General features: G+C 41.2%; 26 protein-coding genes. 4 read left to right on the forward strand and 22 right to left on the reverse strand.

Annotated features, from left to right (window positions below):
* The 10 genes from ruvB to ANG_RS00315 all read right to left on the reverse strand — a co-directional run bounded on the left by ruvB (position 1) and on the right by ANG_RS00315 (position 10,416).
* Entirely contained in the window at positions 1-999 is a 999-nt protein-coding gene (ruvB, locus tag ANG_RS00265) for a Holliday junction branch migration DNA helicase RuvB (RefSeq protein WP_003036959.1), read from the reverse strand.
* Between the two features lie 162 nt (positions 1,000-1,161).
* A protein-coding gene (locus ANG_RS10755; RefSeq protein WP_100207890.1) for an IS3 family transposase occupies positions 1,162-2,513 on the reverse strand; the annotation gives its coding sequence in 2 pieces (ribosomal slippage) (positions 1,162-2,072 and positions 2,072-2,513; 1,353 coding nt in all).
* Positions 2,514-2,593: 80 nt separating this feature from the next.
* Positions 2,594-3,631 (reverse strand): aldose epimerase family protein, encoded by a 1,038-nt coding sequence (locus ANG_RS00280; RefSeq protein ID WP_003036954.1) that lies wholly within the window; start codon positions 3,629-3,631, stop codon positions 2,594-2,596.
* Between the two features lie 42 nt (positions 3,632-3,673).
* Positions 3,674-4,675: a tagatose-bisphosphate aldolase gene (lacD, locus tag ANG_RS00285; protein ID WP_003036980.1), complete on the reverse strand. Its 1,002-nt coding sequence runs from the start codon at positions 4,673-4,675 to the stop codon at positions 3,674-3,676.
* A gap of 10 nt (positions 4,676-4,685) precedes the next feature.
* Positions 4,686-5,855, reverse strand: a complete 1,170-nt coding sequence (locus ANG_RS00290) for an SIS domain-containing protein (protein ID WP_025271527.1) — start codon at positions 5,853-5,855, stop codon at positions 4,686-4,688.
* Between the two features lie 152 nt (positions 5,856-6,007).
* On the reverse strand, positions 6,008-6,412 hold the full coding sequence (locus tag ANG_RS00295; protein WP_003037002.1) for a PTS sugar transporter subunit IIA: 405 nt from the start codon (positions 6,410-6,412) through the stop codon (positions 6,008-6,010).
* Positions 6,413-6,429: 17 nt separating this feature from the next.
* Positions 6,430-7,257: a PTS system mannose/fructose/sorbose family transporter subunit IID gene (locus ANG_RS00300; RefSeq protein ID WP_003036938.1), complete on the reverse strand. Its 828-nt coding sequence runs from the start codon at positions 7,255-7,257 to the stop codon at positions 6,430-6,432.
* Positions 7,244-8,137, reverse strand: coding sequence for a PTS mannose/fructose/sorbose/N-acetylgalactosamine transporter subunit IIC (locus tag ANG_RS00305; protein WP_003037054.1), 894 nt, complete (start codon positions 8,135-8,137; stop codon positions 7,244-7,246). Before ANG_RS00305 ends, ANG_RS00300 begins: the two co-directional genes overlap by 14 nt.
* A gap of 18 nt (positions 8,138-8,155) precedes the next feature.
* Positions 8,156-8,632 carry a PTS system mannose/fructose/N-acetylgalactosamine-transporter subunit IIB gene (locus tag ANG_RS00310; protein ID WP_003037019.1) on the reverse strand — a complete coding sequence of 159 codons (477 nt, stop codon included), beginning with the start codon at positions 8,630-8,632 and terminating at the stop codon, positions 8,156-8,158.
* A complete protein-coding gene (locus tag ANG_RS00315) occupies positions 8,629-10,416 on the reverse strand; it encodes a glycoside hydrolase family 35 protein (RefSeq protein WP_003036956.1) in 1,788 nt (595 codons plus the stop codon). The genes ANG_RS00310 and ANG_RS00315 overlap by 4 nt, the downstream gene beginning before the upstream one ends.
* 169 nt (positions 10,417-10,585) lie before the next feature.
* Here ANG_RS00315 and ANG_RS00320 point away from each other — a divergent pair, with 169 nt between their 5' ends.
* Positions 10,586-11,302 carry a GntR family transcriptional regulator gene (locus ANG_RS00320; RefSeq protein ID WP_025271528.1) on the forward strand — a complete coding sequence of 239 codons (717 nt, stop codon included), beginning with the start codon at positions 10,586-10,588 and terminating at the stop codon, positions 11,300-11,302.
* Positions 11,303-11,471: 169 nt separating this feature from the next.
* On the opposite strand, the gene ANG_RS00325 is transcribed toward ANG_RS00320, so the two are convergent.
* The 5 genes from ANG_RS00325 to dhaK form a co-directional block, all read right to left on the reverse strand.
* Entirely contained in the window at positions 11,472-11,909 is a 438-nt protein-coding gene (locus ANG_RS00325; protein ID WP_003036902.1) for a thioredoxin domain-containing protein, read from the reverse strand.
* Positions 11,910-12,007: 98 nt separating this feature from the next.
* Complete coding sequence (locus ANG_RS00330) at positions 12,008-12,721, reverse strand: MIP/aquaporin family protein (RefSeq protein ID WP_025271529.1); 714 nt, start codon at positions 12,719-12,721, stop codon at positions 12,008-12,010.
* Between the two features lie 12 nt (positions 12,722-12,733).
* A complete protein-coding gene (dhaM, locus tag ANG_RS00335; protein WP_003036922.1) occupies positions 12,734-13,108 on the reverse strand; it encodes a dihydroxyacetone kinase phosphoryl donor subunit DhaM in 375 nt (124 codons plus the stop codon).
* Positions 13,105-13,686: a dihydroxyacetone kinase subunit DhaL gene (dhaL, locus tag ANG_RS00340; RefSeq protein ID WP_003036977.1), complete on the reverse strand. Its 582-nt coding sequence runs from the start codon at positions 13,684-13,686 to the stop codon at positions 13,105-13,107. Before dhaL ends, dhaM begins: the two co-directional genes overlap by 4 nt.
* A gap of 10 nt (positions 13,687-13,696) precedes the next feature.
* Positions 13,697-14,686 carry a dihydroxyacetone kinase subunit DhaK gene (dhaK, locus tag ANG_RS00345; RefSeq protein ID WP_003037017.1) on the reverse strand — a complete coding sequence of 330 codons (990 nt, stop codon included), beginning with the start codon at positions 14,684-14,686 and terminating at the stop codon, positions 13,697-13,699.
* A 156-nt stretch (positions 14,687-14,842) separates the two neighbouring features.
* Between dhaK and dhaS the strand changes: the two genes are divergently transcribed.
* Positions 14,843-15,379 (forward strand): dihydroxyacetone kinase transcriptional activator DhaS, encoded by a 537-nt coding sequence (dhaS, locus tag ANG_RS00350; RefSeq protein ID WP_003036982.1) that lies wholly within the window; start codon positions 14,843-14,845, stop codon positions 15,377-15,379.
* 9 nt (positions 15,380-15,388) lie between these two features.
* On the forward strand, positions 15,389-16,375 hold the full coding sequence (dhaQ, locus tag ANG_RS00355; RefSeq protein WP_003037067.1) for a DhaKLM operon coactivator DhaQ: 987 nt from the start codon (positions 15,389-15,391) through the stop codon (positions 16,373-16,375).
* Positions 16,376-16,431: 56 nt separating this feature from the next.
* On the opposite strand, the gene purB is transcribed toward dhaQ, so the two are convergent.
* The 7 genes from purB to purD all read right to left on the reverse strand — a co-directional run bounded on the left by purB (position 16,432) and on the right by purD (position 22,460).
* The gene (purB, locus tag ANG_RS00360) at positions 16,432-17,727 is read right to left on the reverse strand and encodes an adenylosuccinate lyase (RefSeq protein WP_003036971.1); all 1,296 of its coding nucleotides are present in this window, start codon (positions 17,725-17,727) and stop codon (positions 16,432-16,434) included.
* A gap of 32 nt (positions 17,728-17,759) precedes the next feature.
* A complete protein-coding gene (locus ANG_RS00365) occupies positions 17,760-18,722 on the reverse strand; it encodes a hypothetical protein (protein ID WP_155238730.1) in 963 nt (320 codons plus the stop codon).
* A gap of 10 nt (positions 18,723-18,732) precedes the next feature.
* The gene (locus tag ANG_RS00370; RefSeq protein ID WP_003036973.1) at positions 18,733-18,960 is read right to left on the reverse strand and encodes a hypothetical protein; all 228 of its coding nucleotides are present in this window, start codon (positions 18,958-18,960) and stop codon (positions 18,733-18,735) included.
* Between the two features lie 9 nt (positions 18,961-18,969).
* Positions 18,970-20,058: a 5-(carboxyamino)imidazole ribonucleotide synthase gene (gene purK / locus ANG_RS00375; protein ID WP_020999422.1), complete on the reverse strand. Its 1,089-nt coding sequence runs from the start codon at positions 20,056-20,058 to the stop codon at positions 18,970-18,972.
* The gene (gene purE, locus ANG_RS00380) at positions 20,045-20,533 is read right to left on the reverse strand and encodes a 5-(carboxyamino)imidazole ribonucleotide mutase (protein WP_025271531.1); all 489 of its coding nucleotides are present in this window, start codon (positions 20,531-20,533) and stop codon (positions 20,045-20,047) included. The genes purK and purE overlap by 14 nt, the downstream gene beginning before the upstream one ends.
* A gap of 237 nt (positions 20,534-20,770) precedes the next feature.
* Complete coding sequence (locus ANG_RS00385) at positions 20,771-21,205, reverse strand: 2-thiouracil desulfurase family protein (RefSeq protein ID WP_025271532.1); 435 nt, start codon at positions 21,203-21,205, stop codon at positions 20,771-20,773.
* Positions 21,195-22,460: a phosphoribosylamine--glycine ligase gene (purD, locus tag ANG_RS00390; RefSeq protein WP_025271533.1), complete on the reverse strand. Its 1,266-nt coding sequence runs from the start codon at positions 22,458-22,460 to the stop codon at positions 21,195-21,197. The genes ANG_RS00385 and purD overlap by 11 nt, the downstream gene beginning before the upstream one ends.
* A 196-nt stretch (positions 22,461-22,656) precedes the next feature.
* Between purD and ANG_RS00395 the strand changes: the two genes are divergently transcribed.
* On the forward strand, positions 22,657-24,591 hold the full coding sequence (locus tag ANG_RS00395; RefSeq protein ID WP_025271534.1) for a GBS Bsp-like repeat-containing protein: 1,935 nt from the start codon (positions 22,657-22,659) through the stop codon (positions 24,589-24,591).
* Positions 24,592-24,641: the final 50 nt, after the last annotated feature.

Consider the following 24,641-nt stretch of genomic DNA (forward strand, 5'->3'; position numbering starts at 1 on the left):
TTATTTCTCCAAATATTCATAACCCAAATGCTCGTAAGCTTTACGAGTTGCCACGCGCCCTGTTCGAGTTCGCATAACAAATCCTTTCTGGATTAAATAAGGCTCATACATGTCTTCTACCGTTTCCTGCTCTTCTGCGATATTGACAGACAGAGTCCCCAGACCAACTGGCCCGCCGCCATAAACCTCAATCATGGTCTTGAGAATCTTCTGATCCACATAATCTAAGCCTTCTTGATCCACATCCAGCATCGTCAGCGCTTGATCAGTAATTTGGTCATCAATTAGTCCGTCACCCATAATCTGAGCAAAATCTCGTACACGCTTGAGAAGTCGATTGGCAATCCGAGGCGTGCCCCGGCTACGCAGTGCTAATTCTTCAGCTGCTTCATGAGTAATGTCCATTTCAAAGATTTCTGCCGTTCGCTCCACAATCTCGGTCAAATCTGCTTCTGCATAATATTCCATGTGACCAGTAATGCCAAAACGAGCCCGTAAAGGATTGGACAACATACCAGCTCTGGTCGTAGCGCCAATCAAGGTAAACGGTGGCAAATCCAAGTGAACACTACGACTGGTCTCGCCAGAGCCAATCATAATATCAATGTAAAAATCTTCCATAGCGCTATAGAGCACCTCTTCAACAGACATAGGCAAGCGGTGAATCTCATCAATAAAGAGAACATCTCCCGGCTCCAAATCGTTCAAGATTGCCACCAAATCGCCCGCTTTCTCAATAACTGGACCCGAAGTTTGCTTGAGATTGACTCCCAGTTCATTGGCAATGACAAAAGCCATAGTGGTCTTTCCCAACCCTGGAGGTCCAAAAAGCAACGTGTGATCTAGCGCTTCATCTCGCATTTTAGCTGCCTCAATGAAAATTTTCAGCTGATTTTTGACCTTGTCTTGCCCGATGTATTCTCGTAAATACTGGGGACGCAATGTGCGCTCAACGAGCTCCTCGTCTCCCATCAATTCATTATCCAAAATTCTACTCATAAATACTATTATAACAAAAAATCAGATTAGTAAGTTGGTTTGACCTTAGATTTTACAAATAGAAATCGAAGGGAATGAGATTATGATAATGTTTGATGATACTAAATGTCTTAAATCAAAAACGACAGAAATGTACTGACCCCAAAAAGTTAGACCATTAATTTATCCGAAGGATTTAGTTCTGTATTGCACAGGACTAAGTCCTTTTAGTTTTACCTTAATTCGTTTATTGTTGTAGTAATCAATATAGTCTACAATAGCTTGTTTCAATTGGTTAAGCGACTGAAACGACTTCTCATAACCATAAAATATTTCGGATTTCAGAATCCCAAAGAAGGACTCCATCATACCGTTGTCTGGGCTGTTGCCCTTGCGTGACATGGATGCTTGAATTCCCTTACTCTCTAGGAACCGATGATAAGAATCGTGTTGGTATTGCCAGCCCTGGTCGCTGTGTAAAATGGTATTTTCATAGTATTTCTCTGTAAACGCCTGTTCCAACATACTCTTCACTTGTTCTAAATTAGGAGAACAAGAAAGATTAAAAGCAATAATTTCGCTGTTAAAGCCATCTAAAACAGGCGATAAATAGAGTTTCTGAGTGCTATTTGGAATGGCAAACTCGGTCACATCTGTATAGCATTTTTCCATCGGCCTTGATGCTTCAAACTGACGTTGAATGAGATTCTCTGCCTTCTTGCCAATCTCTCCTTGGTAGGAAGAATACTTTCGTTTGCGACGAATTCGAGCTGTTAGACCAAGGACTTTCATCAGACGTTGAACTTTCTTATGATTCACTGTAAATCCGCGATTTCTTAGTTCAAGAGTAACTCTCCGATAGCCATAATTTCCTTTATGGTCATTATAAATGACCTGAATTTCTGTTTTAAGCTCTTTATCTTTATCAACCCCATCCAGTTGCTTCAACTGATAATAGTAAGTTGAGCAAGCTAAACATGCTGTTTCAAGAAGTAAATCTAGTCGAAATCCTCCTGAAACCATTTCTCTAACTGTCTCTGCCTTTCTCGCTCTAGGGCTTCGTCCCTTTCCTCTAACTCTTTTAACTTTTTTAGGTAGGCCACCTCAGTCCGTAAGCGTTCGTTCTCCTCCTGGAGTCGTTCTAATTCTGTCATCTCTTCCCAAGTTTTCTTCCGTTTACGTCCCATTTTAGCTGGTCTCCCTCTTGTTTTCTCAACAATAGTATACCCGTTTTTCTTGTATTGTGCTAGCCAGTTAAGAAGTATCGTACGACTTGGAAGACCGTATTCAAGAGAAACTCTATCTTTAGTCCAGCCTTCATGTAAGACTTTATTAATCATTTCTTGTTTTAATTCTGGAGAATAGTAACGATTTTTTCCTTTTTTGACGAACTCCATTCCGTAACGATCAATCAATTTAATCATGTACCTAAGATTAGAATTGTTTATCCCAAATTTATTTGAAAGCTTCTCTAAGCTATATCCTTGTTTTCTAAGTTCATAGATCTGAACTTTATCCTCATAGCTCAATTTCATAATAAAACACCCCAAAAGTTAGATTTTTTCTGTCTAACTTTTGGAGTGCAGGTCAGTACTGCCGTTTTTAATATTCATTTTCATTTGCTTGTTGCATGATAAATGGTTGTGCTGGTAAAAACCTCACCTGCTTTCAAGATAACATCAGCTTTCAGGTCGCTGTGAACGGCATCTGGTAGGGCTTGGGTTTCAAGAGCCAAGCCATTGTGTTGAATCATGGATTGTCCATTTAAAATGACTGTATCATCTACAAAGTTTGCTGAGTAAGTCACTAGGCATGGCGCACTTGTTTTAAATGTCAAAAGGCGACCGGATTTAGGATCGTACAAGGAACCTGCTTCTTCCTCTCCTTTTTTCAATGCAAACGGATGATCCAAGCCGGACACAATCTGAATCTGCTCATCTTGATTGGCAAAAATATCTTTAAAAGCCACACCTTTTGTTAGATCTTTGACAAACCCCCGCTCTGAATCTGGCATTTTAGCAGGCACGCCGTCCGGTGCGATTGGAAATACACCTAAGGTATTCAACTGCAAGATACAGTTATCAATTGGTTGGCTGAAATCACCTGATAAGTTGAAGTAACTGTGATTGGTTGGATTGACCAAGGTATCTTTGTCCGTCTGAACTTGGTAAGAAATCTCTAACTCACCTAGTTCCGTTAAAGTATAAGAAACCCAGACTTTCAGATTTCCCGGAAAACCACCCGTTCCATCTGCACGTTCGGTATAGAAAGTGACGCCTTCATTTGTGACTTCCTCAACTTGAAAAATAGCACTGTCCCAGCCAGTAGAACCGCTATGATTGCAATTTTCTGCGTTGTTGACTTCTAACTGATAGGTTTCGCCATTCAGCTCAAACTGTGCTTTTGCAATCCGTCCTGCAACTGGTCCGACGCTTGCACCATATTTAGGGCTGTTGCCTACATAGGCATCAAAATGATTAAACCCCACCACGATATTTGCAAATTCATGATTTTTGTCCGGAGTGACATACTCTAAGACAGTTGCACCGTAAGTCATGACTTTCAAACGATAGCCCAAGTCATTTTCAAATGTGTAAGCAACAATATCTTTTCCTTGAAATGTTCCAAAAATAGCTTCTTGATAAGATTTCATACAACTTTCCTTGTTTTTATTACAAATTTAGGTTTGCCTATTTTAAATTTTTAGCTTTTCCGTCCACGAAACAGCTGTTTCACGTAAAACACGATTCAAGTCTTCAATATTTTGACGCCCCGCTTCATCTAGCCAAGCTTTAGCTGCATCTGTTCCTTGATCTGCAAAGACCGTAACTGCGTCTTTCCAAGTAGCACGTCCGCAAAGGACACCGTTAAATTGAGAACCTGCTTCATGCGCCACTTTGAGCGTTCCCTGGAAAAGCTCTGCGCTAACTCCAGCACTCAGGAAAATAAAGGGCAGGTGAGTTGCATCAGACTGCTCTTTGAAAAATGTCTTGGCTTCCGCGAGGTTGTAGACAGCTTCAACTCCGCCTTTCGTAAACCCTTCGACAAAATTCATATTGACCGGTACTTCCACTTTCAAAACATCAACATTGTAGCGCGGATTTGAAAAGAGTTTCATGGCTTCATTGACCTTGTGCGGTTTCACTTTCGCATAATCTGCATCTACTACATTATCACGCTTTGCATCATACGTCAATATTTCAAGGAAATAAGGAATGTTTTCTGCCACACATTCACTTCCTACGCGCTCTACCCAGGCTTGCTTGATGTCGTTGATTTCAGGCTTATCATCTACATCATAGTAAATCAAAACCTTGACCGCGTCAGCGCCCAACTCTTTCATGCGTTTGGCTGACCAATTTGGTAGCAAGTCTGGCAAGCGACCTTCTGTCGTCGCATCATAGCCTGTTTTTTCATAAGCAACAATAAGACCGCATTCTGGCGCACGTAATTTGGTAGCAGGTACACCGAATTCTGGATCCAAAAGGATAGAAGTTGCATACGGAGTCAACTGACTGGAAATCAATTGTTTAAATTCAATGAGCGCTTCATTTCCTGATACAGCATGTGCGCCACTTGCCAGCATTTTTTTCAACGAACCTCTCTGGTCAATCGCCAAAGCTCCAATAATGCCATTTTCATCTGAAAGTTTTTTTAAGTGTGCTAATTTTTCGTGACTAATTCTTAATTTTTCCATGGATTCCTTCCTATTCTTTGTCAAATGAGTGAATAATAACACCCTGCACAACACGGTTGACGGTGCCTGTCGGAGACGGTGTATCTGGACGATTGTTCACCTTGAGGGCTGTCAACAAAGCAAATAATTGACCATAAACAATATAAGGGAATACGCGATAAATATCATCTGCTAGCTGTTGACTAGAAAAAATGACTTGTTCAACATTTTCCAAATCTTCTTTTTGATCTGTCAATAGAATCACCTTGCGGGCAATCTCATCTCCGGCTACTTCTCGTACTAAGTCAAGGTCGTATAATTTGGTGTAGGAATCTGTCGAGCCAAACACCACAACGACCGTTTCTTCATTCACTAACGATTTTGGACCGTGACGGAATCCGACTGGGCTTTCATACATCGTCGCCACTTGTCCTGCGGTCAATTCCAAAATTTTCAGCTGAGCTTCATGCGCCAAGCCAAAGAAGGGACCTGCTCCTAAGTAAATGACACGGTTGTAATCTAAGGAAACAATCTCTTGAATCGCTTCTGCTGAGTCCAGCACTTCTTGACTCAATGTCATCAATGCAGAAACTTTTTCGGCTTTTGCAACCAAATCTGCTTTATAAAAGACGAGCAAGGCTGTCAACATCATAGACGTAAAGCTCGATGTCATGGCAAAGCCAGCATCATTTGACGGCGAAGGTTGGAGCAAAAGTAAATTGCGTTCATCACCATGTGCTTGCTGCGCTAACTTCCCTTCTGCTGCACATGTAATTGTAATTTGGTACAGTTCCTCAACCAAGTCCTTTGCCAAATCAACTGTTGCCACACTCTCTGGCGAATTTCCGCTACGGGCAAAAGAAACCAAAACAGTCGGTATTTCTTTGTGTAAATACGCCAAAGGATTGGCTACAATATCCGTTGTTGCAATGGCGTTGAAATTCCACTTGCGTTCATCATACAGCTTTCTAAAATAAGGTAAAAGCGTATCTCCGACATAGGCTGATGTTCCAGCCCCTGTCAAAATAACCTTGATATAGTCATGCTTTTCATCAATACCATTTAGAAACGCTACAATCTCATCAGCTTGTGCTTTATAATTTTCAAAAGCCGTCTGCCAAACCTGTGGCTGTTGATAAATTTCTCTCGTGGTGATTTCCGCACCTAATTCAACTAATTTTTCCTTTGTATAATTGAGCATATTTCTCCTTTCTGCTTTGCAGATGTGATGTTTTCTATTAACCAAAAGAAGGGGGCGGGAAATAAGGATTTCTAAGAAATCCATTTTCTTATCCCCTCCTCCTTATTATACCAAGTATGCGCTTTCTCAGCCACTATTAACTGGATATATTTTTATTCATCTTCCTCATCATTCATTGCTGCCAACATATCATTGACCTTCACAATGTATCTGTTTGCTTTTTCAATATATTTCGCTTCCACACCAGTCAAGGCAGAATTGATAAATTCTATCACCATGGGCATATTCATTCCTGCATAGAGTTCAATTTGAAGTCCTTCCAAAATAAGGCGACTAACGACATTACAAGGTGTTCCTCCAAGCAAATCAGCAAAGACAATGTAATCATCTAGCTCTTTTACAGTCGCTAAAAATTTAGCCGTAAAGTCGTCTATTCCTTCTTCCGGAAGCAGAGGAACTGTATGAATGAAGTCCAGTGGCCCCATAATCATTTCGGTGCTTTTTTTCAATTCTTCACAAAAGTGACCATGGCTAACTAGTATAAGTTGTTTTGTCATTTATAGAGAAGCTCCTTTTAAACACCTAAGATTGGTGTATGAGTAAAGTGTGAAAATGCAGAAACACCAATTGCAATAATAATCACGATAAAGATTGCTTTTGTTGAATTCATACCTTTTTTACCAAGCAGCCAATAAACAAATCCAGTAAACAATGCCGGAACCAAACGCGGGAAGATTTTATCCAATGTTTCTTGAAGATTGAAGGTGACACCACCAAAACTTTGTGTATAGGTAAATTTAAAGTTAATCATCGTAGCAATCAAGGCAGCCACCATGAAAACACCAAGAACTGTTGCAGCATCTGTGATGGCAGACAATTTGTCCTGCATGGTTGTAACTAATTTCACCCCTTCTTTGTGGGCAAACTCTAATTGTTTCCAACGGAAGACATTGATTGCGATTGTCACAGCTATCCAAAGGAAAATTCCAAGAGGATTGCCTTCAACAGCAAGTCCAGCAGCCAGACCACCCATAATAGCAGGAATAGTAGAACCAAAAATCGCATCGCCAATCGCTGCAAATGGCCCCATTAAACCAGTTTTAATCCCTGTAACGGTATCTTTAGCCGCAACTCCTTCATTTTCTTCAAGTGCTAGGTCAATCCCTGTTACTAAAGTATGAAAGAAGTTAGATGTGTTGAAGAATTGCGTATGTGTCCGCATCATTTCTTTTAATTCTGGCGTACCGTCTCCATATATCTTGCGCAATTGCGGCAAAATCATATAAAGATAGCCTGACGCTTGCATACGCTCGTAGTTCCAACCCCATTGGAAAGTAAAGAGACTACGACGGTTGATTTGTTTAAAATCTTCTTTTGTTAATTTGTAATTAGAGTTCGTCATCGTCAATTTCCCCACTTTCTGATTGTTCTGCAGCAACAGTCACCACTTGTTTATTAGTTGCATTTTTATAATTGATTGTTGCCAAGGCAAAGCCAATAATCGCAATTCCAATCATTGGTAGGCCTTCAAATTTTGCACCACCAAGAGCTGTGGCGATTTGTTTGACAGCTCCTGAAGCAGCTGCCAATGTTGAAATATAATCAAAAACAACTTTCAACATAGCTGTAATGGCAAAGCCTAAACCAAGATAATGAAGGTTTTTCTTTACTGGAAGGTAACGAAGCAAAATTGCAAAACCGACACCAGGAAGCATTTTACCTGCAAGAATCAAACCATCTGCAATCCATTGTGCATTATTGGCAAGCCAATCGGAGAATGCTTTTACAGCATCCCCACCAAGCCACAAAGCTAAAAATACTGGAAGTGCTCGTGAAAGCCCCCATGGAATAGCACCGAGTAAGTAATTGCGTTCAACACCTTTGTAGTCAAATTTTTCAACCGCTGCATCAATACGATGTGCAAAGTAAGTTGTAGAGAAGCGTCCAAGAACATCAGTATAAACCAGCAAGGCTGCTACCGGAACTGCGATAGCTGAAATCGCCAATTCCGCTTTGATACCTGTAGCTACTGAGAAAGCTGTTGCAAGAACTGCACCAGAGGTTGCATCAATCCGAGAAGCACCGCCGAATGTTCCCACACCGAGTACAACCAGTTGTAAACTACCACCGATAAATAGGCCTGTCTTCAGATCACCCATGACCAGACCCGTAATAAATCCTGCAAAAACAGGAGATCCTGCTGATGAGTTAATCGTCAACTCATCCAAAATTTGATACGCTGAATACAGCGTTAGTAAGAGAATTTGCCACCATTGTATCATAACAATGACCTCCTAAATTTATTTCAATAATTTCATAAAGTCTTCGGCTGGGTCGTTTGGAACCATTTGGGCTGTTAGAACCACACCTTTGTAATGTAATTTGTTAAATACGGCTACATCTTCATCCACCACATTGATCGATCGTGTGACCGAACGCGTTTCAGATGTCTGCGACATATTGCCCACATTGAGCGTTTCGATTGGTACGCCTGCTTCTACTAATCTCAAAAAACGATCTGGCTTTTTCGCAACAATGAGCAGACGCTGGCTATCGTATTTGCCTGCTAGGATATTTTCTGCCGCTTTTGCAACTGGTAACACACTCAATTTTACACCAGCTGGTGTCGCCAATTTCAAGCCGCTTTTTTCAATAGCATTTTCTGCTACTTCATCATCTACTACCATGATACGTGAGATGTTTAATTTTGTAGTCCAAAGATTGGCTACTTGTCCATGAATCAAACGTCCATCGATTCGGTTACATACGATTGTCATAAATTTACCCCCTTTATCGTTTTAAATGTAGGTTTGTGAACTAAATGAATAAATTCGCTGTATTTCCCTTCGGTTTCAAAAATAACAATTCGATTCTGTCCGAGTTTTAACAAACTATGTGGAATATAAAGCGATAAGGTCGGCCCAACGTCCCAGAAGCGCCCGATATTGACACCATTGACAAAGACGATTCCTTTGCCAAAGTGGGTCAAATCCAGATAAGTATCTTTAAGCGCTTTCAATTCAACATCAAAAGCATAGAAAGCTGGCTGATTTTCATGCCATTCTTTCGTAAAATCAATTTTTTCTGGATTTTTCAACTCTAATGGATACTGTTTCCAATGGAGCATAAAATGAAGATCTTTGCAAACTCCTGTGCGAATACCTTTATGCTGGCTTTCTGCCAAAAGTTTATGCCCATAGTTAACACGCCCCATGTTCTCCATCAAAATATCCAATAGATGTGTTGACTGTTTCTGCTGCGAAACAAAGATGTCTTCACCAATTTCTGTCTGGTACTGAGTTGTGATACGGTTTCCATCTACAAAAAGTTGCATCCGATCACGCCCATTGATGACACGAATCCGTTCCTCGTCCGCATCCCATTCCGCTTCTGTACGATAGAGTAAATAGCCAACATTTTGTCCCAGCTCCTCCATGTTCATAGGGTACATACTTTCGATTGGCTGCGCTACATATTCTAAGGTTTCAAATAAACTAACTTTCTCACTAAGCGGAATATCCTTTAACTCAAACGATTCTTTTACCAAAGGTTCCATTTGTGGATATTCTGGATAATATTTTTTTAACATTCGCTGAATAGCAAAGTATTTAGGCGTTGGGTTTCCTTGTTCATCAAGGAGAGCTTCATAATCATAAGACGTCACTTGTGGCAGGTCAATGCTTCCTCGCGCTGAACAGCCATTCATGAAACCAAAATTGGTTCCTCCGTGAAACATATAAAGATTGATACTGCCTTGTTGTAAGACTTCGTGAACTGCTTCAGCCAACTCTTCTGGATCTCGCGTGACAATTGGCTCCTTCCAACGATTGAACCAGCCGTCCCAAAACTCCATACACATGAGTGGCCACTTCTTGCCATGCTCATCAAAGAATTCCTGCATCTGCGCGAAATTTTCTTTTGCTTTGGAGCCAAAGTTCCCCGTTACAAATACATCATCCTCAATAAGCGTTCCTGCCCGTAAGGTGCCTCGCCAAGGCCCGTCCGATGTAAAGAGCGGACAAGTCACACCTCGCTCTAGCATCATATCTCGAACAGCTCTCAAATATTCCTTATCTTCGCCATACGAGCCATATTCATTTTCGACCTGCATCATGAGAATGTTGCCGCCATTTTCCAAAAGATGCGGGACTAAGCGCGGAAGCAATTCATCATAATAGCTAGCAACTGCGGCAAAATAAGCAGGGTCAGAAGAACGAATTCTCATCTCCTCCTTCAAAAGCCAAGCCGGCAAACCACCAAATTCCCATTCTGCACAAATATAAGGTGACGGACGAAGCAAGGCATACAAGCCTAAATCTTGAGCAATTTGAAGAAATTTCTCCAAATCCAAGATCCCCTCAAAGCAAAACTGCCCTTTCTGAGGTTCATGGACGTTCCATGGAATGTAGGTTTCTACCGTATTAAAGCCTAGAGCTTTCAAATTATAAAGCGAATGATACCAATCATCTGGCTGAATCCGAAAATAATGAATGGCACCAGACAATATTTTAAAAGGCTGTTGATTCAGATAAAATTCTTCTTTAATCTCAAATCTTGCCAAACCATTTCCTTCTTTCACACAACATTTTTTGTAATCGGTTACATAGGTTAATATAATATATTTTGTATGAAATGTCAATAGTTTTTGAAAAATTTAATAAATTTAACCATTTTAAGAAAAATTATGGTAAAATTTTTTATGAGAGGGACGCGAAAGAGAGGTGAATAACATGGCAATCCCTAAATACCAATACATTAAAGACGAACTCAAAAGCAAGATTATCTCAGGTCAATTTGAGAATGGAGATAAATTTTATACAGAAGCTGAGCTAATCACAATGTACGATGTGAGTTCTATTACTGTTGTCAGAGCTTTAAATGAGCTAGCAAAAGACGGATATATCATTCGCCAGCAAGGAAAAGGAACATTTGTGTCGCGCGCGCGTAAGCACAAACTCGTTGAATTTTCTGACGTTGAGATATTTCCTACCCAAAATGATCAAGTGACCGTTTTATCGATCGAGCGCGGAAACGACTTGAAATTTCTTGATAAGTTAGATTTGAAGGGACATCAATTTTACTATAAAATCGAGAGGCTCCGTAAAGCGAAAGATATCCCCTACATCTATCATCAAACTTATATTCCAGAGCAATATATCAATGCCAACTATCCAAATCTTGAATATTATAGCTCTATCTACAACCGCTTTAAACAAGACTATCATATCCACATGAATGATGAGCACTTTGAAGAAACAAATGAAATCATCTTCCCGACACCAAAAACTGTTGCAACATTACTGGACATTGACACAAACTTCCCGACCGTCTTCCAAGTAAAAACAACACAGTTAGAAAGTACAGGACAAATTTTAGAGTATAGCGAAGCCTACAAACGTGGCGACTTTTTTAAAATCAAGTTCGTGTCACGCAGTGGAAATCATTAATTATTTTTACGTAAAGAACATCTGAATGCCAGTTGTTCTTTTTTTATATCTTGACATCATTATAACCTATCTAGACCAATTTGAAAAGTATTTTGTTATTTTTTATTTATCAATTTTTCTATTCTTGCTATAAGAAAAAAACAAGATGTGCTGTCATCTTGTTTTTCTCTTATTTATTAAAATTCTCAATTTCTTTAGCAGTCATATTTTTCTTGATTTGTAGCACTTTTTCTTCTGTAAAACCACTAAATTTCCCAAAATAAGGAACAAATTTTATCTTATATGCCTCACGAAAAGCAACTAACTCTGGTGTCTTTTTCTCACTATCTAAATAATAAAAAGATTTTGTTTTGATTCGTTCCAGTTGTTTCACAAATCGCCTACAGTGTGGACAAGTTCCTCTCCCGATGTAGAGATAAAAATTTTCACTCTGATCCTGCTTTTCTTTGAGTTCAGGAACGGTTATCTGATGAAATTTCGCTACAATAGCTTGATACTCTTTTTGTTCATCTATTCGTTCAGTTGGATCTACCAAAACTGAATGACAGGCAACTATTCCGAAAATCAAAAACACTCCAAGTAATTTCAGCCAATGCTTCTTTGCCATCTCTATCCTCGCTATTCTATACAGCTATTATAAAAAATTCAGACAAGAAGCACAAGAAGAGACAACAAAAGTAGGCCAAAACCTACTTTTGACTATTTTTAAATGATACCCAAAATGATATTGTAGAGCAAAGCCCCTACGACACCGCCGACAATTGGACCCAGGACTGGAATCCAAGCATAGGACCAGTCAGAATCCCCTTTATTTGCGATTGGTAAAAGAGCATGCATGATACGCGGTCCCAAATCCCGTGCAGGATTGATCGCATAACCTGTCGTTGGACCAAGTGAAAAACCGACTGCAAAAATAACCATTCCTACGATGATAGGTCCTAGACCAGCAGCAACTTTATTAGGTCCAATTGCCATAATCGTGATGACAAGAATGGCCGTTCCCAGCGCTTCTCCTAAAAAGTTAGAAGCTGTATGGCGAATGGCTGGTCCCGTTGAAAAGCTGGCTAAAATCAAGCCTGAATCTTTCGTTTCAGCCCAATGAGGGTAATAGTGAAGCCATAGAACAAAAGCCGCAGCCATGGCACCCAGCATTTGTGCAAGAATGAACGGAAAAACCTGTCCCCAACTAATCGCTCCAATAGAAGCCATTGCGAATGTGACCGCTGGATTCAAGTGAGCTGGGCTGAAAAATCCAGATACATAAACCGCCACTGTACAAGCAATCCCCCAGCCTAAAACGATAGAAACCCAGCCAGTTCCTTCCTCCTTCGTCTTGCTCAAAACATTCCCAGCAACAACCCCATCACCAAGCAATACTAGGATAAAGGTCCCTAAAAATTCACCGAGATACTGAATCATAATCAAACTCCTTTATTTCTTAATTTCTAACTCTTTCAATTGTTCTTGTATGGTCGCCAAATCTGCACCGGCTTGCAAAAGAGCAGCCGCAGTATAAGCCCCTTCAACAATGGGAACATTATTGATGATGATGTCCTTATCTGAAAAATCTGCCACCAGCTCCAGATTCATGCGAGCTGATCCAAGATCAAAGAAAGCTAAAATCTTCTCCGCTTTGTTAGCTTCCACAATCGTTTGGACTTGCTCAAAACTTGTGCCAATGCCGCCATCTTCTGTACCGCCTACATAGGTCAGCACAATGTCTTTAGCAACTTCTGAAATTAAATCCACAAGGCCTTGAGCAAGCCATTTTGAATGAGAAACGATGACAATCCCAACTTCTGTCATGCTTTTTCCTCCACTTCTAGCAAGGCTTCAAAAAGTAAGCCTGATGAATACGAACCGGGGTCAATATGTCCGATAGAGCGCTCTCCGACATAAGAAGCCCGACCCTTCGTTGCTTTCATATCTTTCGTCGCTTCAACCAAAGTATGAATGGTTTCTTTGGTCAATTCTCCTTTTTGAAGAGCCATCACCACACCAGACCAGACATCCACCATGGTTTTTTCACCCGGAACAGCCTTTCCTCGCTTTTGAATCATATCAAACCCTGCTTGAACAGCATCCGCCAAGCTAGTAACCTCTTTTTCAGCCTTCATTATTCCCATAAAGGCTGAGCCATAAAGGGGGCCAGAAGCCCCGCCAACCTTGCTAAGCAATTGCATGGAGACAACTTGAAAGACTTCTGCTGAATTGGCAAAATCCTTTCCTTCCAGATTTTCAACGACAGCTGCCATGCCACGCGCCATATTTCCTCCGTGGTCTCCGTCACCAATGGGCGTGTCTAACTCTGACAAGTAGTCTTTGTTGGCTTGAATTTTTTCATTAAAGAGAAGCATCCATTTCTTTGCTAATGCTGCATCCATATCGTACCTCCTACCAAGCAATCGTTGCAACTGGACTGTTCAAAGCTTCCAGCCAGTCTTCACGTTCCAATTTGACAAAGGTCAGAGAAATGCCTGCCATGTCAATAGATGTCATGTAATTTCCTAATTTCTTGTAAACAACTTCCAGACCTGCTGCTGCGAGAATTCCAGCCACATCGTTGGCAAAGACGTATTGTTCCATGAGCGGCGTTGCCCCCATACCATTGATAAGGATTCCGATTTTATCTCCTGCTTTGAATTCAAAAGAATCTTTTAATTTCGCCACCAATTCTTGTGCCAAGTCTTTAGACGGCTGCATTTTTTCTTTGCGATAGCCGGGTTCTCCATGAATGCCGATGCCAAATTCAATTTCATCATCAGCAAGTACAAAGCCAGGTTTCCCAACTTCAGGAACGGTTGCTCCACTGAGAGCTAGCCCAACCGTATGAATCTGAGGAACCAATTCATCAGCCAAGGCCTTGATTTCACTCAGTGATTTTCCAGCACGCGCCGCATGACCTAAAATCTTATGTACAAAAATCGTACCCGCAACACCGCGTCGACCTTGCGTGTAAAGGCTATCTTCAACAGCAATATCGTCATCTACAACAACACTTGCCACCTCGAGGCCTTCCATTTCTGCCATATCCTGCGCCATTTCAAAGTTCATGATGTCGCCAGAATAATTCTTGATAACCATGAACACACCTGCGCCCTCGTCTGCTTCTTTGATTGCCTGCAAGACTTGGTCAGGAGTTGGGGAAGTAAAGACCGCCCCGCAAATCGCAGCTGACAACATACCGTCGCCCACAAAGCCAGCATGAGCAGGCTCATGACCGCTACCGCCACCTGATATAATCGCTACCTTGCCAGATTTTTCGCTGTTTCGGGCAATGATGTCAAAGCCTTCTACACGATGCACCAAATCACTGTGGATATAAGCCAGACCGTCTAGCATTTCGTCCACAACAGCTGTTGGTTGATTGATAATTTTTTTCATGAGTTTCTCCTTTGCTTTATTTTTCTTATTTTTATTGTAGAATTCTTTGCTCTATTTTGGAACGGACAAAATCAAAAATCTGTCCCTCTTTTTAGTTTTCCTATTGCATCATTCATGATAAACTAAGAATAGGACTAAAAAGACTGAGGAGGGAAGATGGCAACATCCTTAATCACGAAAAAAAGGATTGCCAAATCCTTTAAAAAATTACTGACCGAACAAGCTTTTGAAAAAATCTCTGTTCGACAAATTATGGAAGACGCCGGTATTCGCAGGCAAACGTTTTACAATCATTTTCTGGACAAGTATGAATTATTAGAATGGATTTTTCAGACAGAGCTGCGAGAGCAGGTGACGGATAATCTGGAATATATCTCTGGCTATCAGTTGCTGCAAGAATTGCTGCACTATTTTAGCGTCAATAAGAGTTTTTATGCACAATTATTTGACATCGTTGACCAAAATGACTTTTCTTCTTATTTTCAAACCTACTGTCAACAACTTGTAGCCAAACTCGTCAGAGAATATCATTCCCCCCCTTTCCATTCTGAAATGGAGTATCATTTTTTCATTCATTATCACAGTCAAGCGCTTGCGAATGCTATCAAACATCTGCTGGATTTATCTGAGCAAGATTACCAACAACAGGCGCAACTTTTGACACAACTAATCAAAACAGCTATAGAAAATTAAGGCAAGTATATGGTTCACATTATCAATTCAATTCATTCAAGCATTCAGCAAAACATCAATGCAATTACTCGCATGTATCCTCACCTTTCACAGCTGAAACAACTGCCCGTCATTTATCATAATCAGCACGATTCTTCTGTCGTGCCCATTATTTCGGGTGGCGGCAGTGGCCATGAACCAGCTCATTTTGGCTATGTGGGCGATGGTATGTTAACCGCTGCTATTAGTGGCCCCATTTTTGTGCCACCTTGTGCGGAGCATATTTTAGAAACCATTCGTTTTCTGCATCAAGGCAAGGGCGTTTTTGTCATTATTAAAAACTTCGATGCTGATATTAAAGAATTTTCTCAAGCCATTTATCAAGCACGCAAGGAAGGAATTCCAGTCAAATACATCATTTCCCATGATGATATTTCAGTCGAAAAAAGCAACTTCCAAATCCGTCACCGCGGGGTTGCAGGAACAATTCTCTTACATAAAATTCTCGGGCAGGCTGCCAAAGAAGGAGCAAACTTGGATGAGTTGGAAAAGCTAGCTCTTTCTCTGTCCACCTCCATTGCGACACTGGGAGTCGCAACAAAATCTGCCACCTTACCAAGCAAGCAACTGCCTATCTTTGATTTGCCCCAAGGTCAAATTTCCTACGGAATTGGAATCCACGGAGAACCTGGTTATCGGATGGTTCCGTTCGAATCTTCCGAACTGCTCGCTGTGGAGCTTATCAACAAAATCAAAATGAAATTCAAATGGCAAGAAGGACAAGAGTTTATTCTCCTCATCAATAACTTAGGCGGCACTTCAAAATTAGAAGAACTCGTTTTCACAGATGACATTCTTCAATTGTTAGATATAGAAGGCTTGAAACTACCCTTTGTCAAAACAGGTCACCTCATCACAAGCCTAGATATGGCAGGACTTTCTGTTACCCTCTGTCGTGTTTCCGACAATTCCTGGCTAAAAGCCTTAGAAACCCCAACCAACGCTTTTGCTTGGTGAGAGAACAAAAATCCAGTAAAATCAAGCTTGATTTTACTGGATTTTTTAGTTTTGTTTTAATCCAAACCTATACGGTGGAAAATATCATCCACACGCTTGGTGTAGTAAACTGGATCAAAAATGTCGTCAATTTCCTCTGGTGTTAAACGAGAGGTCACAGCTTCATCAGCTTCTAGTAGCGGACGAAAATCTGTTTGATTGTCCCAAGAATAAGCCGTCTTTGGCTGTACCAAGTCATAAGCCTCTTCACGTGTCATGCCTTTTTCAATCAGACTCAGCATAACGCGCTGACTGTAAATAAGACCAAAAGTTGAGTTCATATTGCGGCGCATATTTTCTGGGAAAACAGTCAGATTCTTAACGATATTGCCAAAGCGATTAAGCATATAGTCAATCAGAATAGTCGTATCAGGTGTGATAATGCGCTCCGCTGAAGAATGCGAAATATCACGTTCATGCCAGAGAGACACATTTTCATAAGCCGTCACCATGTGACCGCGGATCACACGAGCCAGACCGGTCATATTTTCAGAACCAATCGGGTTGCGTTTGTGAGGCATGGCAGAGCTGCCCTTTTGCCCTTTAGCAAAGAATTCTTCCACTTCGCGCTGTTCGGATTTTTGCAGTCCGCGAATTTCAGTTGCCATACGTTCGATAGACGTAGCAATACTAGCAAGTACCGCAAAATACTCAGCGTGCAGGTCACGTGGCAGGACTTGCGTTGAAATTTCTTGCGCACGGATGCCTAACTTATCACAGACATATTTTTCCACAAATGGCGGAATGTTGGCAAAGTTTCCAACTGCACCTGAAATTTTACCTGCTTCCACACCAGCGGCAGCATGTTCAAAACGCTCAATGTTGCGCTTCATTTCACTGTACCAAGTCGCGAGCTTCAGACCGAAAGTCGTAGGCTCCGCATGCACCCCATGAGTACGCCCCATCATGATGGTAAACTTATGCTCACGCGCCTTGTCCGCTACAATGTTGAGGAAATGATCCAAATCTTTGCGAATGATGTCGTTTGCTTGCTTGTAGAGATAACCATAGGCTGTGTCCACCACATCAGTAGACGTCAAGCCGTAGTGAACCCACTTGCGCTCTTCGCCAAGCGTTTCAGATACTGCACGAGTAAAGGCCACCACATCGTGGCGAGTCTCCTGCTCAATTTCCAAAATGCGGTCAATATCAAAGTCCGCATTAGCATGGATTTTAGCCACATCTTCCTTAGGAATCTCACCCAGCTCAGCCCAAGCCTCATCAGCCAAGATTTCCACCTCAAGCCAAGCACGGTACTTATTTTCCTCACTCCAAATGTTCGCCATCTCAGGGCGTGAATAACGGTTGATCATGTGTTTTTGTTTCCTTTCTTTATTCTAAGGGATTAGTCTCCCCAAAATTTATTTATATCTGTATTTCTGTTTTCATAATAAGCTATTATCTTAGCTAATTCACTTAATTGAGATTTTAATTTCTTGTTATCTTCATTTCTGAAAGGAAGCGGATAATCAAAATCTTGCCAATCTCGAGACTCAACATTTCTGTAATAGCAATCAAACAACCCATATATTACGCTTGCACCATTTCCACCAAAATAAACATCAATATTTGATAAAGATTTCTCCACAGATGTATAAAGCGGACAGAAATCTGAAGCTCTATTGCTATATTCTAATTTAGCTAAAATAAATAGTTTAAAAAAACTTTTCAGTACATTTGAATGATTGTAAATTACAAATAACTTTGTATCCGTACCAGTTTCACCTAAATAATTTCGTACTTTTGATTGTATAGTATCCAAAATATCAAAATAAAATAATAGTATTTTTTCAACTGAATCAAAAATCTCATTTAATCGATAATGAAATTTTTCCGTGTTCATTTGAAAACTTTCACCTGTATGAAATTTAAATAAGGAAGTAAGCTCAGTGTCTTTTTGAAATTTACTGTATCGATGAGTTGAATAAAACTCCATCAACTGACTTAAAAAACTATTTTCCTGTTTTTGTAATTTTGTTTTAATTTCCATGTACTGAATCAGAAGATTATTCAACTGCTCATGATTATGACCATAGAAAGCTTTCTTGATTTGAGAACTAAATTCCTGCTTCTTATCTCCTTCCAACTGATTATATGCTAAATTTAATATTATTTTTTGAATTCTTTCAATACCAACAGCTATTTGATAATATGCTTTAAATATTTTCGATTCCGAATAAGACTGGAAGTAAGTAACGTAAATCATACTCTCTAACCCATCAAAAAGAAAATCAGCTGCTGTCATAAACTCTGTATTGAGTACTACACTATAATGAAAAAAATCGTCATCAAAAATAGTATCTTCCAAATCTTCCTCCTTACTCAAATTCCTCTTTTCCAATCCATACAGATGGATAGTGCGGTAAAGTGTTGAGATCTGTATCCGTTGGCAAATCATAAATCACTAAATAATTTTCAGGATATTGAGCAACTAATTCATCATATTTAGCTTGCACCTTATCATGGTCAGCACTAGCAAACAAGACTTCAACGACAGCTCCAGTCTTATCCTTTTCAACAAATGCATTTACGATTATTTGAATCATAGATTTCTCCTAAAAATCAATTCCTTTCCCAAGCTCAACCACACTATCCGGCTCATCACTAAAGAGGGTCACATGTCCCATCTTGCGATTGTGCTTGGCTTCTTCTTTGCCATAAAGGTGAAGGTGGGCGCTAGGATGGTCTGCCACATACTGTACCGCTTGCTCTACGTGTTGTCCAAGGATATTGAGCATGACGGCTGGGGCATGAAGTTTGATATCTGGGAGAGGCTGACCCAAAATCCCTAAGATATGAGTATCAAACTGTGAGAAATCACAGGCTTCGATAGAATAATGCCCTGAATTATGCGGGCGCGGCGCGATTTCATTGACCAAAATTTGGCTACCAGCCACAAACATCTCTATACATAGTGTACCAGAAAGTTGGACTTCTGTGGCAATTTTTCTTGCCATTTGCAGAGCCTTGTCCGCTAAATCTTGGGAAATCCGCGCGGGGACAATCGTTTTAGAAAGGATATTGTTGCGGTGGATATTTTCCTGAACAGGGAAAAGGGTCAAATCTGTGCCATTTCCAGACACAATGACCGATATTTCCATAGTGAAGGGGACGAAATCCTCCAACACACAAAGAGTCTTGTCTGCCAAATCACGCGCAGTCGCTAAACTCTCCTCGTCTCTAATGACGACCTGTCCGTGACCATCATAACCACCTGTTGCTGTCTTTAGTACACGCTTGACAGAAAAATCATAATTTCCCAAGTCTGAAGACGAGCGAATGACGCGATAAGGAGCCAAATTCACGCCTGTGCTTGAGAGAAACTCTTTCTCGTGTACTCGGTTTTGAGAGATACGTAGCAGTCTGGTCCCCTGTGGCAAATCTGACAAATCAGCAACCGCATCTAAGCTGTCTGCATCCACATTTTCAAATTCATAAGTCAGGACATCACAGCGCTCAGCCAATTGACGAAGAGCCGCCACATCATCATAAGGAGCAACGATAACCTCACTGACACGAGCAGCTGGACAATTAGCAGCTGGATCTAGCGTAATGACCTTATGCCCACGGTAGATTGCAGCAATCGCCATCATTTGTCCTAATTGACCACCACCGATAATTCCAATTGTTTTAGTTGAGTTCATTGCTAGACTCCTCAGCAATCTTTCCTTGTTTTTCTGTAAAGTCAGCCAGTGCTTGGGCAATTTTGGCATCTTCAACAGACAGCAAGCGCAAAGCAAAGAGCGCTGCATTGGTCGCACCCGCTTCGCCGATAGCCATCGTTGCAACAGGCACGCTACCAGGCATTTGCACAATAGAGTAAAGCGAGTCCACTCCGCTCAAAGCACGAGATTTGACAGGCACACCGATAACCGGCAACGTTGTTTTAGCTGCTACCATACCAGGCAGGTGAGCTGCACCGCCCGCTCCTGCAATGATGACCTTAATCCCACGGTCACGTGCTCCCTCAGCATAGCGGAACATAAGGTCTGGTGTTCGGTGAGCTGAGACCACCTTTTTTTCATAAGCAACACAGAAGTCCTCAAGAACTTGGGCTGCCTTTTTCATCGTTTCCCAGTCGGATTTAGAACCCATGATAATAGAAATAATTGGTTGCATAATTTCTCCTTTTTCAAGCCTGCCTTAGGCTGTAGAGGCGTCGTGAACTTTCTTTCGTGTGATGCTACGCTTTTCTTCTCATCTTTTCTTAAAAGCCGAGGAAAAGCTAACATCCCATCTAAAAAATCTTCTTGACTAGGTTTGTAGACCTTTGAGCTACAAACTTTCCCAAAATACCACAGTGGTAACAGACATAGTTTCATAACGACCTTTGGTCGCTTGAGCTAGCGCTATACTTTATTTAATTATATCTTCAGCATCAACAACTCTGTAGCCTCGTTTCTTTAATGCTTGCGCAAAAAGACCACTGCCCTCTATTTTTCGACCAGAAAAATGACCATCGTAAATCTGGTTGACACCACAAGAGGGACTTCGGGACTGAAGAATAGCCAAGTCAATGTTTTTTTCAGCTAAACTAGACAATGTGTGATCAATTCCTACTTGAAATTCTTTATCATAAAAATTCCCATTGACATCACATGGCCGCCCTTTTAAAATCTCTACTGGCTCTCTTGGAACTGATAAGCCGCCCGCAACTTCCGGGCACACTGCTAAGACATCTTTATCCGCAACAAAGTCAATAACAGCTTGATTATAATTATTGCCTCCATTGTACTTGCAATTTTCTCCAAGCAAACAGGCACTAACTAGTATACATTTTTTATTTTTCAAGAGCCTTGCTCCCAATATCAGTTCTGTAGAAAAGTCCAGTCGTGTCTTGTTTGTCGAGTTGGGCGTAAATTTTTTCCTGCGCAGCTGAAACGCTGTCAGATGTGGTGACTAACATATAGACTCGGCCGCCATTGGACAGCAGTGCTTTGCCATTTTCACCAAACTTAGCGCCTGCATAGTAGGTGATGATATCACCGTCGGTCTTTTCTGGCAGAACCACACCTTTTTCGTAGGCAAGTGGATAACCTTCAGAAGCCACCACAACGCCCAATGTCACACCGCTGTTCGCCCAGGTCATATCTGGCTCCTTGCCCTCCAAAATGTCCGCGATGTTTTGCGCAAAATCAGAGGTTAGGCGCGGCAGAATGACCTGCGTCTCTGGATCACCAAAGCGAGCATTGAACTCAATGACCTTGGGACCGTCCGCAGTCAAAATAAGCCCCGCATAAAGCACGCCGAGGTAAGAGCGCCCTTCTGCTATCATACCTTTCAGTACCGGCTGGACAATAGTGTCAACCGACTGAGTAACTATCGCTTGCGACAGCTGTGGTACCGGTGCATAAGCGCCCATACCGCCTGTATTAGGGCCCTTGTCACCGTCATAAGCACGTTTGTGGTCCTGAGCTGTTGGCATGATGTAAAACTTATCACTATTAACAAAGGCAAAAAGAGAAAACTCTTCTCCTTCAAGAAATTCTTCAATAACTACACGCGCACCAGAATCGCCGAATTTATTGTCCAGCAACATTTCGTGCGCTGCATCCACTGCTTGCTCCACAGTTTCGGCCACGACCACACCTTTTCCTAGCGCCAGACCATCTGCTTTGACCACAATGGGAACCCCTTGATTTTCGATATAGGATTTAGCTTTTTCAAAGTCTGAAAAAGTTTCGTAGCGTGCTGTCGGCACACCGTATTTTTTCATGATAGACTTGGCAAAATCCTTGGACCATTCCAGCTCAGCAGCTAGCCGAGTCGGTCCAAAAGCCTTGAGACCGGCGGCTTCAAAATCATCAACGATACCTGCAGCTAAAGCGTCATCTGGACCAATGAAAGTCCAAGCAATGCCATTTTCTTTGGCAAAGTCAATTAGCTTGGAATGTTCGGAAATTCCGATATTGATCAAATCCAGCCCATCAAGCGTCATCCCGTCATTTCCGGGAGCAACAAAGACCTGCTCCACCTGCGGAGATTCTAACAATTTCTTGGCAATAGCATGCTCGCGTCCACCTGAGCCAACAACCAAAAGTTTCATGATTACCCTCTTTGCGAATTATTTATATCAATTATACCACAAATGTTCGTTTATGCCTTTGTTTATCGTTAAATATTTCGATAACAATGAAATCTCGCTATCATTTTCTAATTTTCCAATCTAACTTACCATTTTTCTCATCTTTTCCCGAATAATCTAAATGGAACTATCCAAATTATTTATTCAAAGGAGATTTATGAAAAAATACAGTCAATTATTTTTACTATCCAGCGCTGTGTTGAGCGTTTTTTCAGCTCAACTAACAGCTCAAGCCTCGGAAGCAAATAGTACTCCAAAAAGCTCAAATCCGGCAACTCTTGCTAGCGATATTACTGTAAATGTTTCTGGAAATACAGCTTCTATTAACTATACACGTTCGCAAACGCAAGTTCCTTACACCATTTACCATGCTGTTTGGTCTGATGAAAATGGGCAAGATGACATTAAGTGGTATTCCGCGCCCCAAACACCAACTACAGCTGTTGATTTGCGTCAGCACACTGGTTATGGAACCTTTCACGTCCACACCTATATCAATATCAATGGGAAAATGGTTGGTTTAAACGGAACGACTTTCAAAGTAGAAAAACCAGCTAGCGGCACGGTTTCTACAACCGTTTTAGGAAAGACTGCTCAAATATCCTTTACTCGAAACAAAGATCAAACAAATGCCAACATTTTACACGCTGTTTGGTCTGACGAAAAAGGACAAGATGACATCAAGTGGTACACGGCAGGGCAAGACACGACAGAAATTGACTTATCCAATCATAAAGGCTACGGTGTTTACCATGTTCATACTTACGAAAGTAAAAATGGAAAAATGATTGGGTTAAATGGCACCACTTTTAACCTTGAAAAACCAAATCCTACTATTCAGACTAGCTTTCCTGAGCCTGGAATCATGGATATTCAGATCAAAAATGTTCCTGAGACAATCTACAAACTAACTGTTCCGGCTTGGTCTGACCGCAACGGACAGGATGATCTTCAATGGTATGCAGCTACTAAAAATCCTGATGGAAGCTACAATGTTAGAGTTGAGCTAAAAAAACACAACTATGACACAGGAACTTATCACATTCATCTTTACGGAGAAAGCTATGTCAAACCAGAGTTTACTGGCTTAGCTGGAATCACTGCCCAAGTTGATGCTGATAAATTGCCTTCTGAAGAAGAGCAAAAACCATTCTTCTCTGTTGAAAATATCAATCAAGAACAAGGGACTTATACCGTCAAAGTTAGTGAAACTTCAAAGTCCAAGCCGATTCAATCCGTCCGAGTACCTATTTGGAGCACGAGCAATCAAAGCAATATCAAGTGGTATGCAGCCACTAATAACGGTGACGGAACATTTACGGCAACCTTTGATATTCGCAATCATCAAGTTTTGTCCGGAACATATACCAATCATATTTATGTGAAATATAAAGACGGTAGCGAGCATAGTTACGCAACGGATTCGGTTACTATGTCCGCAGAAAAGATTAAAACCAAAGTGTCTGTTAATAAACGCTCAACTTATCTTTATGAGGTGACAGTGACAGATGCCTACGGTGACGGAACGATTACCCTACCGACTTGGTCTGAAGTCAACGGCCAAGATGATATTCAGTGGTACACCGCTACTAAAGCTGGAAATGGAATTTACAAATTCACAGTTGATACGCAAAAACATACTGGCAGCGGGCTTTTCCATACACATGTCTACCGCAATCTCAACGGTCAAATGATTGGACTAGCAGGTACAAGCTATCAGGTAGAGAAGCCTGCTGTCTCTTTCCAACCAAATTATGCCGCAGCAACGACTTATCCAAAAGGTCAATGCACTTGGGGCGCCAAAGCTCTTGCGCCTTGGGCTGGCAATTATTGGGGCAACGGTGGTGACTGGGCTGCTAGTGCCAGACGAGCTGGTTTTAAAACCGGTACAACTCCGCAAGTAGGGGCTATTATTTGTTGGACAGACGGTGGTTACGGTCACGTTGGAGTTGTTACTCACGTTGCCTCAAACACACGCATTCAGATTCAAGAGGCCAACTACGCTGGAAAACAGTATATTGGCAACTTCCGCGGCTGGTTCAATCCTCATGCAGCTGGACAAGGAGCAGTTAGTTACATTTATCCAAAATAAGTCCCTCTGAACAACTTTAAAAACCTTGGAAAATCAATCCAAGGTTTTTA

The organism is Streptococcus anginosus subsp. whileyi MAS624 (assembly GCF_000478925.1).
Classification (GTDB): domain Bacteria; phylum Bacillota; class Bacilli; order Lactobacillales; family Streptococcaceae; genus Streptococcus; species Streptococcus whileyi.

Bases quoted from the DNA above. Each gene is read 5' to 3' on its own strand.
- ANG_RS00305 (WP_003037054.1), bottom strand. From the start codon at position 8,137: ATGATACAATGGTGGCAAATTCTCTTACTAACGCTGTATTCAGCGTAT.
- dhaK (WP_003037017.1), bottom strand. From the start codon at position 14,686: ATGAAAAAAATTATCAATCAACCAACAGCTGTTGTGGACGAAATGCTA.
- ruvB (WP_003036959.1), bottom strand. From the start codon at position 999: ATGAGTAGAATTTTGGATAATGAATTGATGGGAGACGAGGAGCTCGTT.
- purK (WP_020999422.1), bottom strand. From the start codon at position 20,058: ATGAACTCAACTAAAACAATTGGAATTATCGGTGGTGGTCAATTAGGA.
- ANG_RS00325 (WP_003036902.1), bottom strand. From the start codon at position 11,909: ATGGCAAAGAAGCATTGGCTGAAATTACTTGGAGTGTTTTTGATTTTC.
- ANG_RS00330 (WP_025271529.1), bottom strand. From the start codon at position 12,721: ATGATTCAGTATCTCGGTGAATTTTTAGGGACCTTTATCCTAGTATTG.
- ANG_RS00290 (WP_025271527.1), bottom strand. From the start codon at position 5,855: ATGCTCAATTATACAAAGGAAAAATTAGTTGAATTAGGTGCGGAAATC.
- ANG_RS00295 (WP_003037002.1), bottom strand. From the start codon at position 6,412: ATGACAAAACAACTTATACTAGTTAGCCATGGTCACTTTTGTGAAGAA.
- lacD (WP_003036980.1), bottom strand. From the start codon at position 4,675: ATGGAAAAATTAAGAATTAGTCACGAAAAATTAGCACACTTAAAAAAA.
- ANG_RS00370 (WP_003036973.1), bottom strand. From the start codon at position 18,960: ATGATTCAAATAATCGTAAATGCATTTGTTGAAAAGGATAAGACTGGA.
- dhaS (WP_003036982.1), top strand. From the start codon at position 14,843: ATGGCAACATCCTTAATCACGAAAAAAAGGATTGCCAAATCCTTTAAA.
- purB (WP_003036971.1), bottom strand. From the start codon at position 17,727: ATGATCAACCGTTATTCACGCCCTGAGATGGCGAACATTTGGAGTGAG.
- ANG_RS00310 (WP_003037019.1), bottom strand. From the start codon at position 8,632: ATGACAATCGTATGTAACCGAATCGATGGACGTTTGATTCATGGACAA.
- dhaQ (WP_003037067.1), top strand. From the start codon at position 15,389: ATGGTTCACATTATCAATTCAATTCATTCAAGCATTCAGCAAAACATC.
- purD (WP_025271533.1), bottom strand. From the start codon at position 22,460: ATGAAACTTTTGGTTGTTGGCTCAGGTGGACGCGAGCATGCTATTGCC.
- ANG_RS00280 (WP_003036954.1), bottom strand. From the start codon at position 3,631: ATGAAATCTTATCAAGAAGCTATTTTTGGAACATTTCAAGGAAAAGAT.
- ANG_RS00395 (WP_025271534.1), top strand. From the start codon at position 22,657: ATGAAAAAATACAGTCAATTATTTTTACTATCCAGCGCTGTGTTGAGC.
- ANG_RS00320 (WP_025271528.1), top strand. From the start codon at position 10,586: ATGGCAATCCCTAAATACCAATACATTAAAGACGAACTCAAAAGCAAG.
- purE (WP_025271531.1), bottom strand. From the start codon at position 20,533: ATGCAACCAATTATTTCTATTATCATGGGTTCTAAATCCGACTGGGAA.
- dhaM (WP_003036922.1), bottom strand. From the start codon at position 13,108: ATGACAGAAGTTGGGATTGTCATCGTTTCTCATTCAAAATGGCTTGCT.
- ANG_RS00300 (WP_003036938.1), bottom strand. From the start codon at position 7,257: ATGACGAACTCTAATTACAAATTAACAAAAGAAGATTTTAAACAAATC.
- dhaL (WP_003036977.1), bottom strand. From the start codon at position 13,686: ATGGATGCAGCATTAGCAAAGAAATGGATGCTTCTCTTTAATGAAAAA.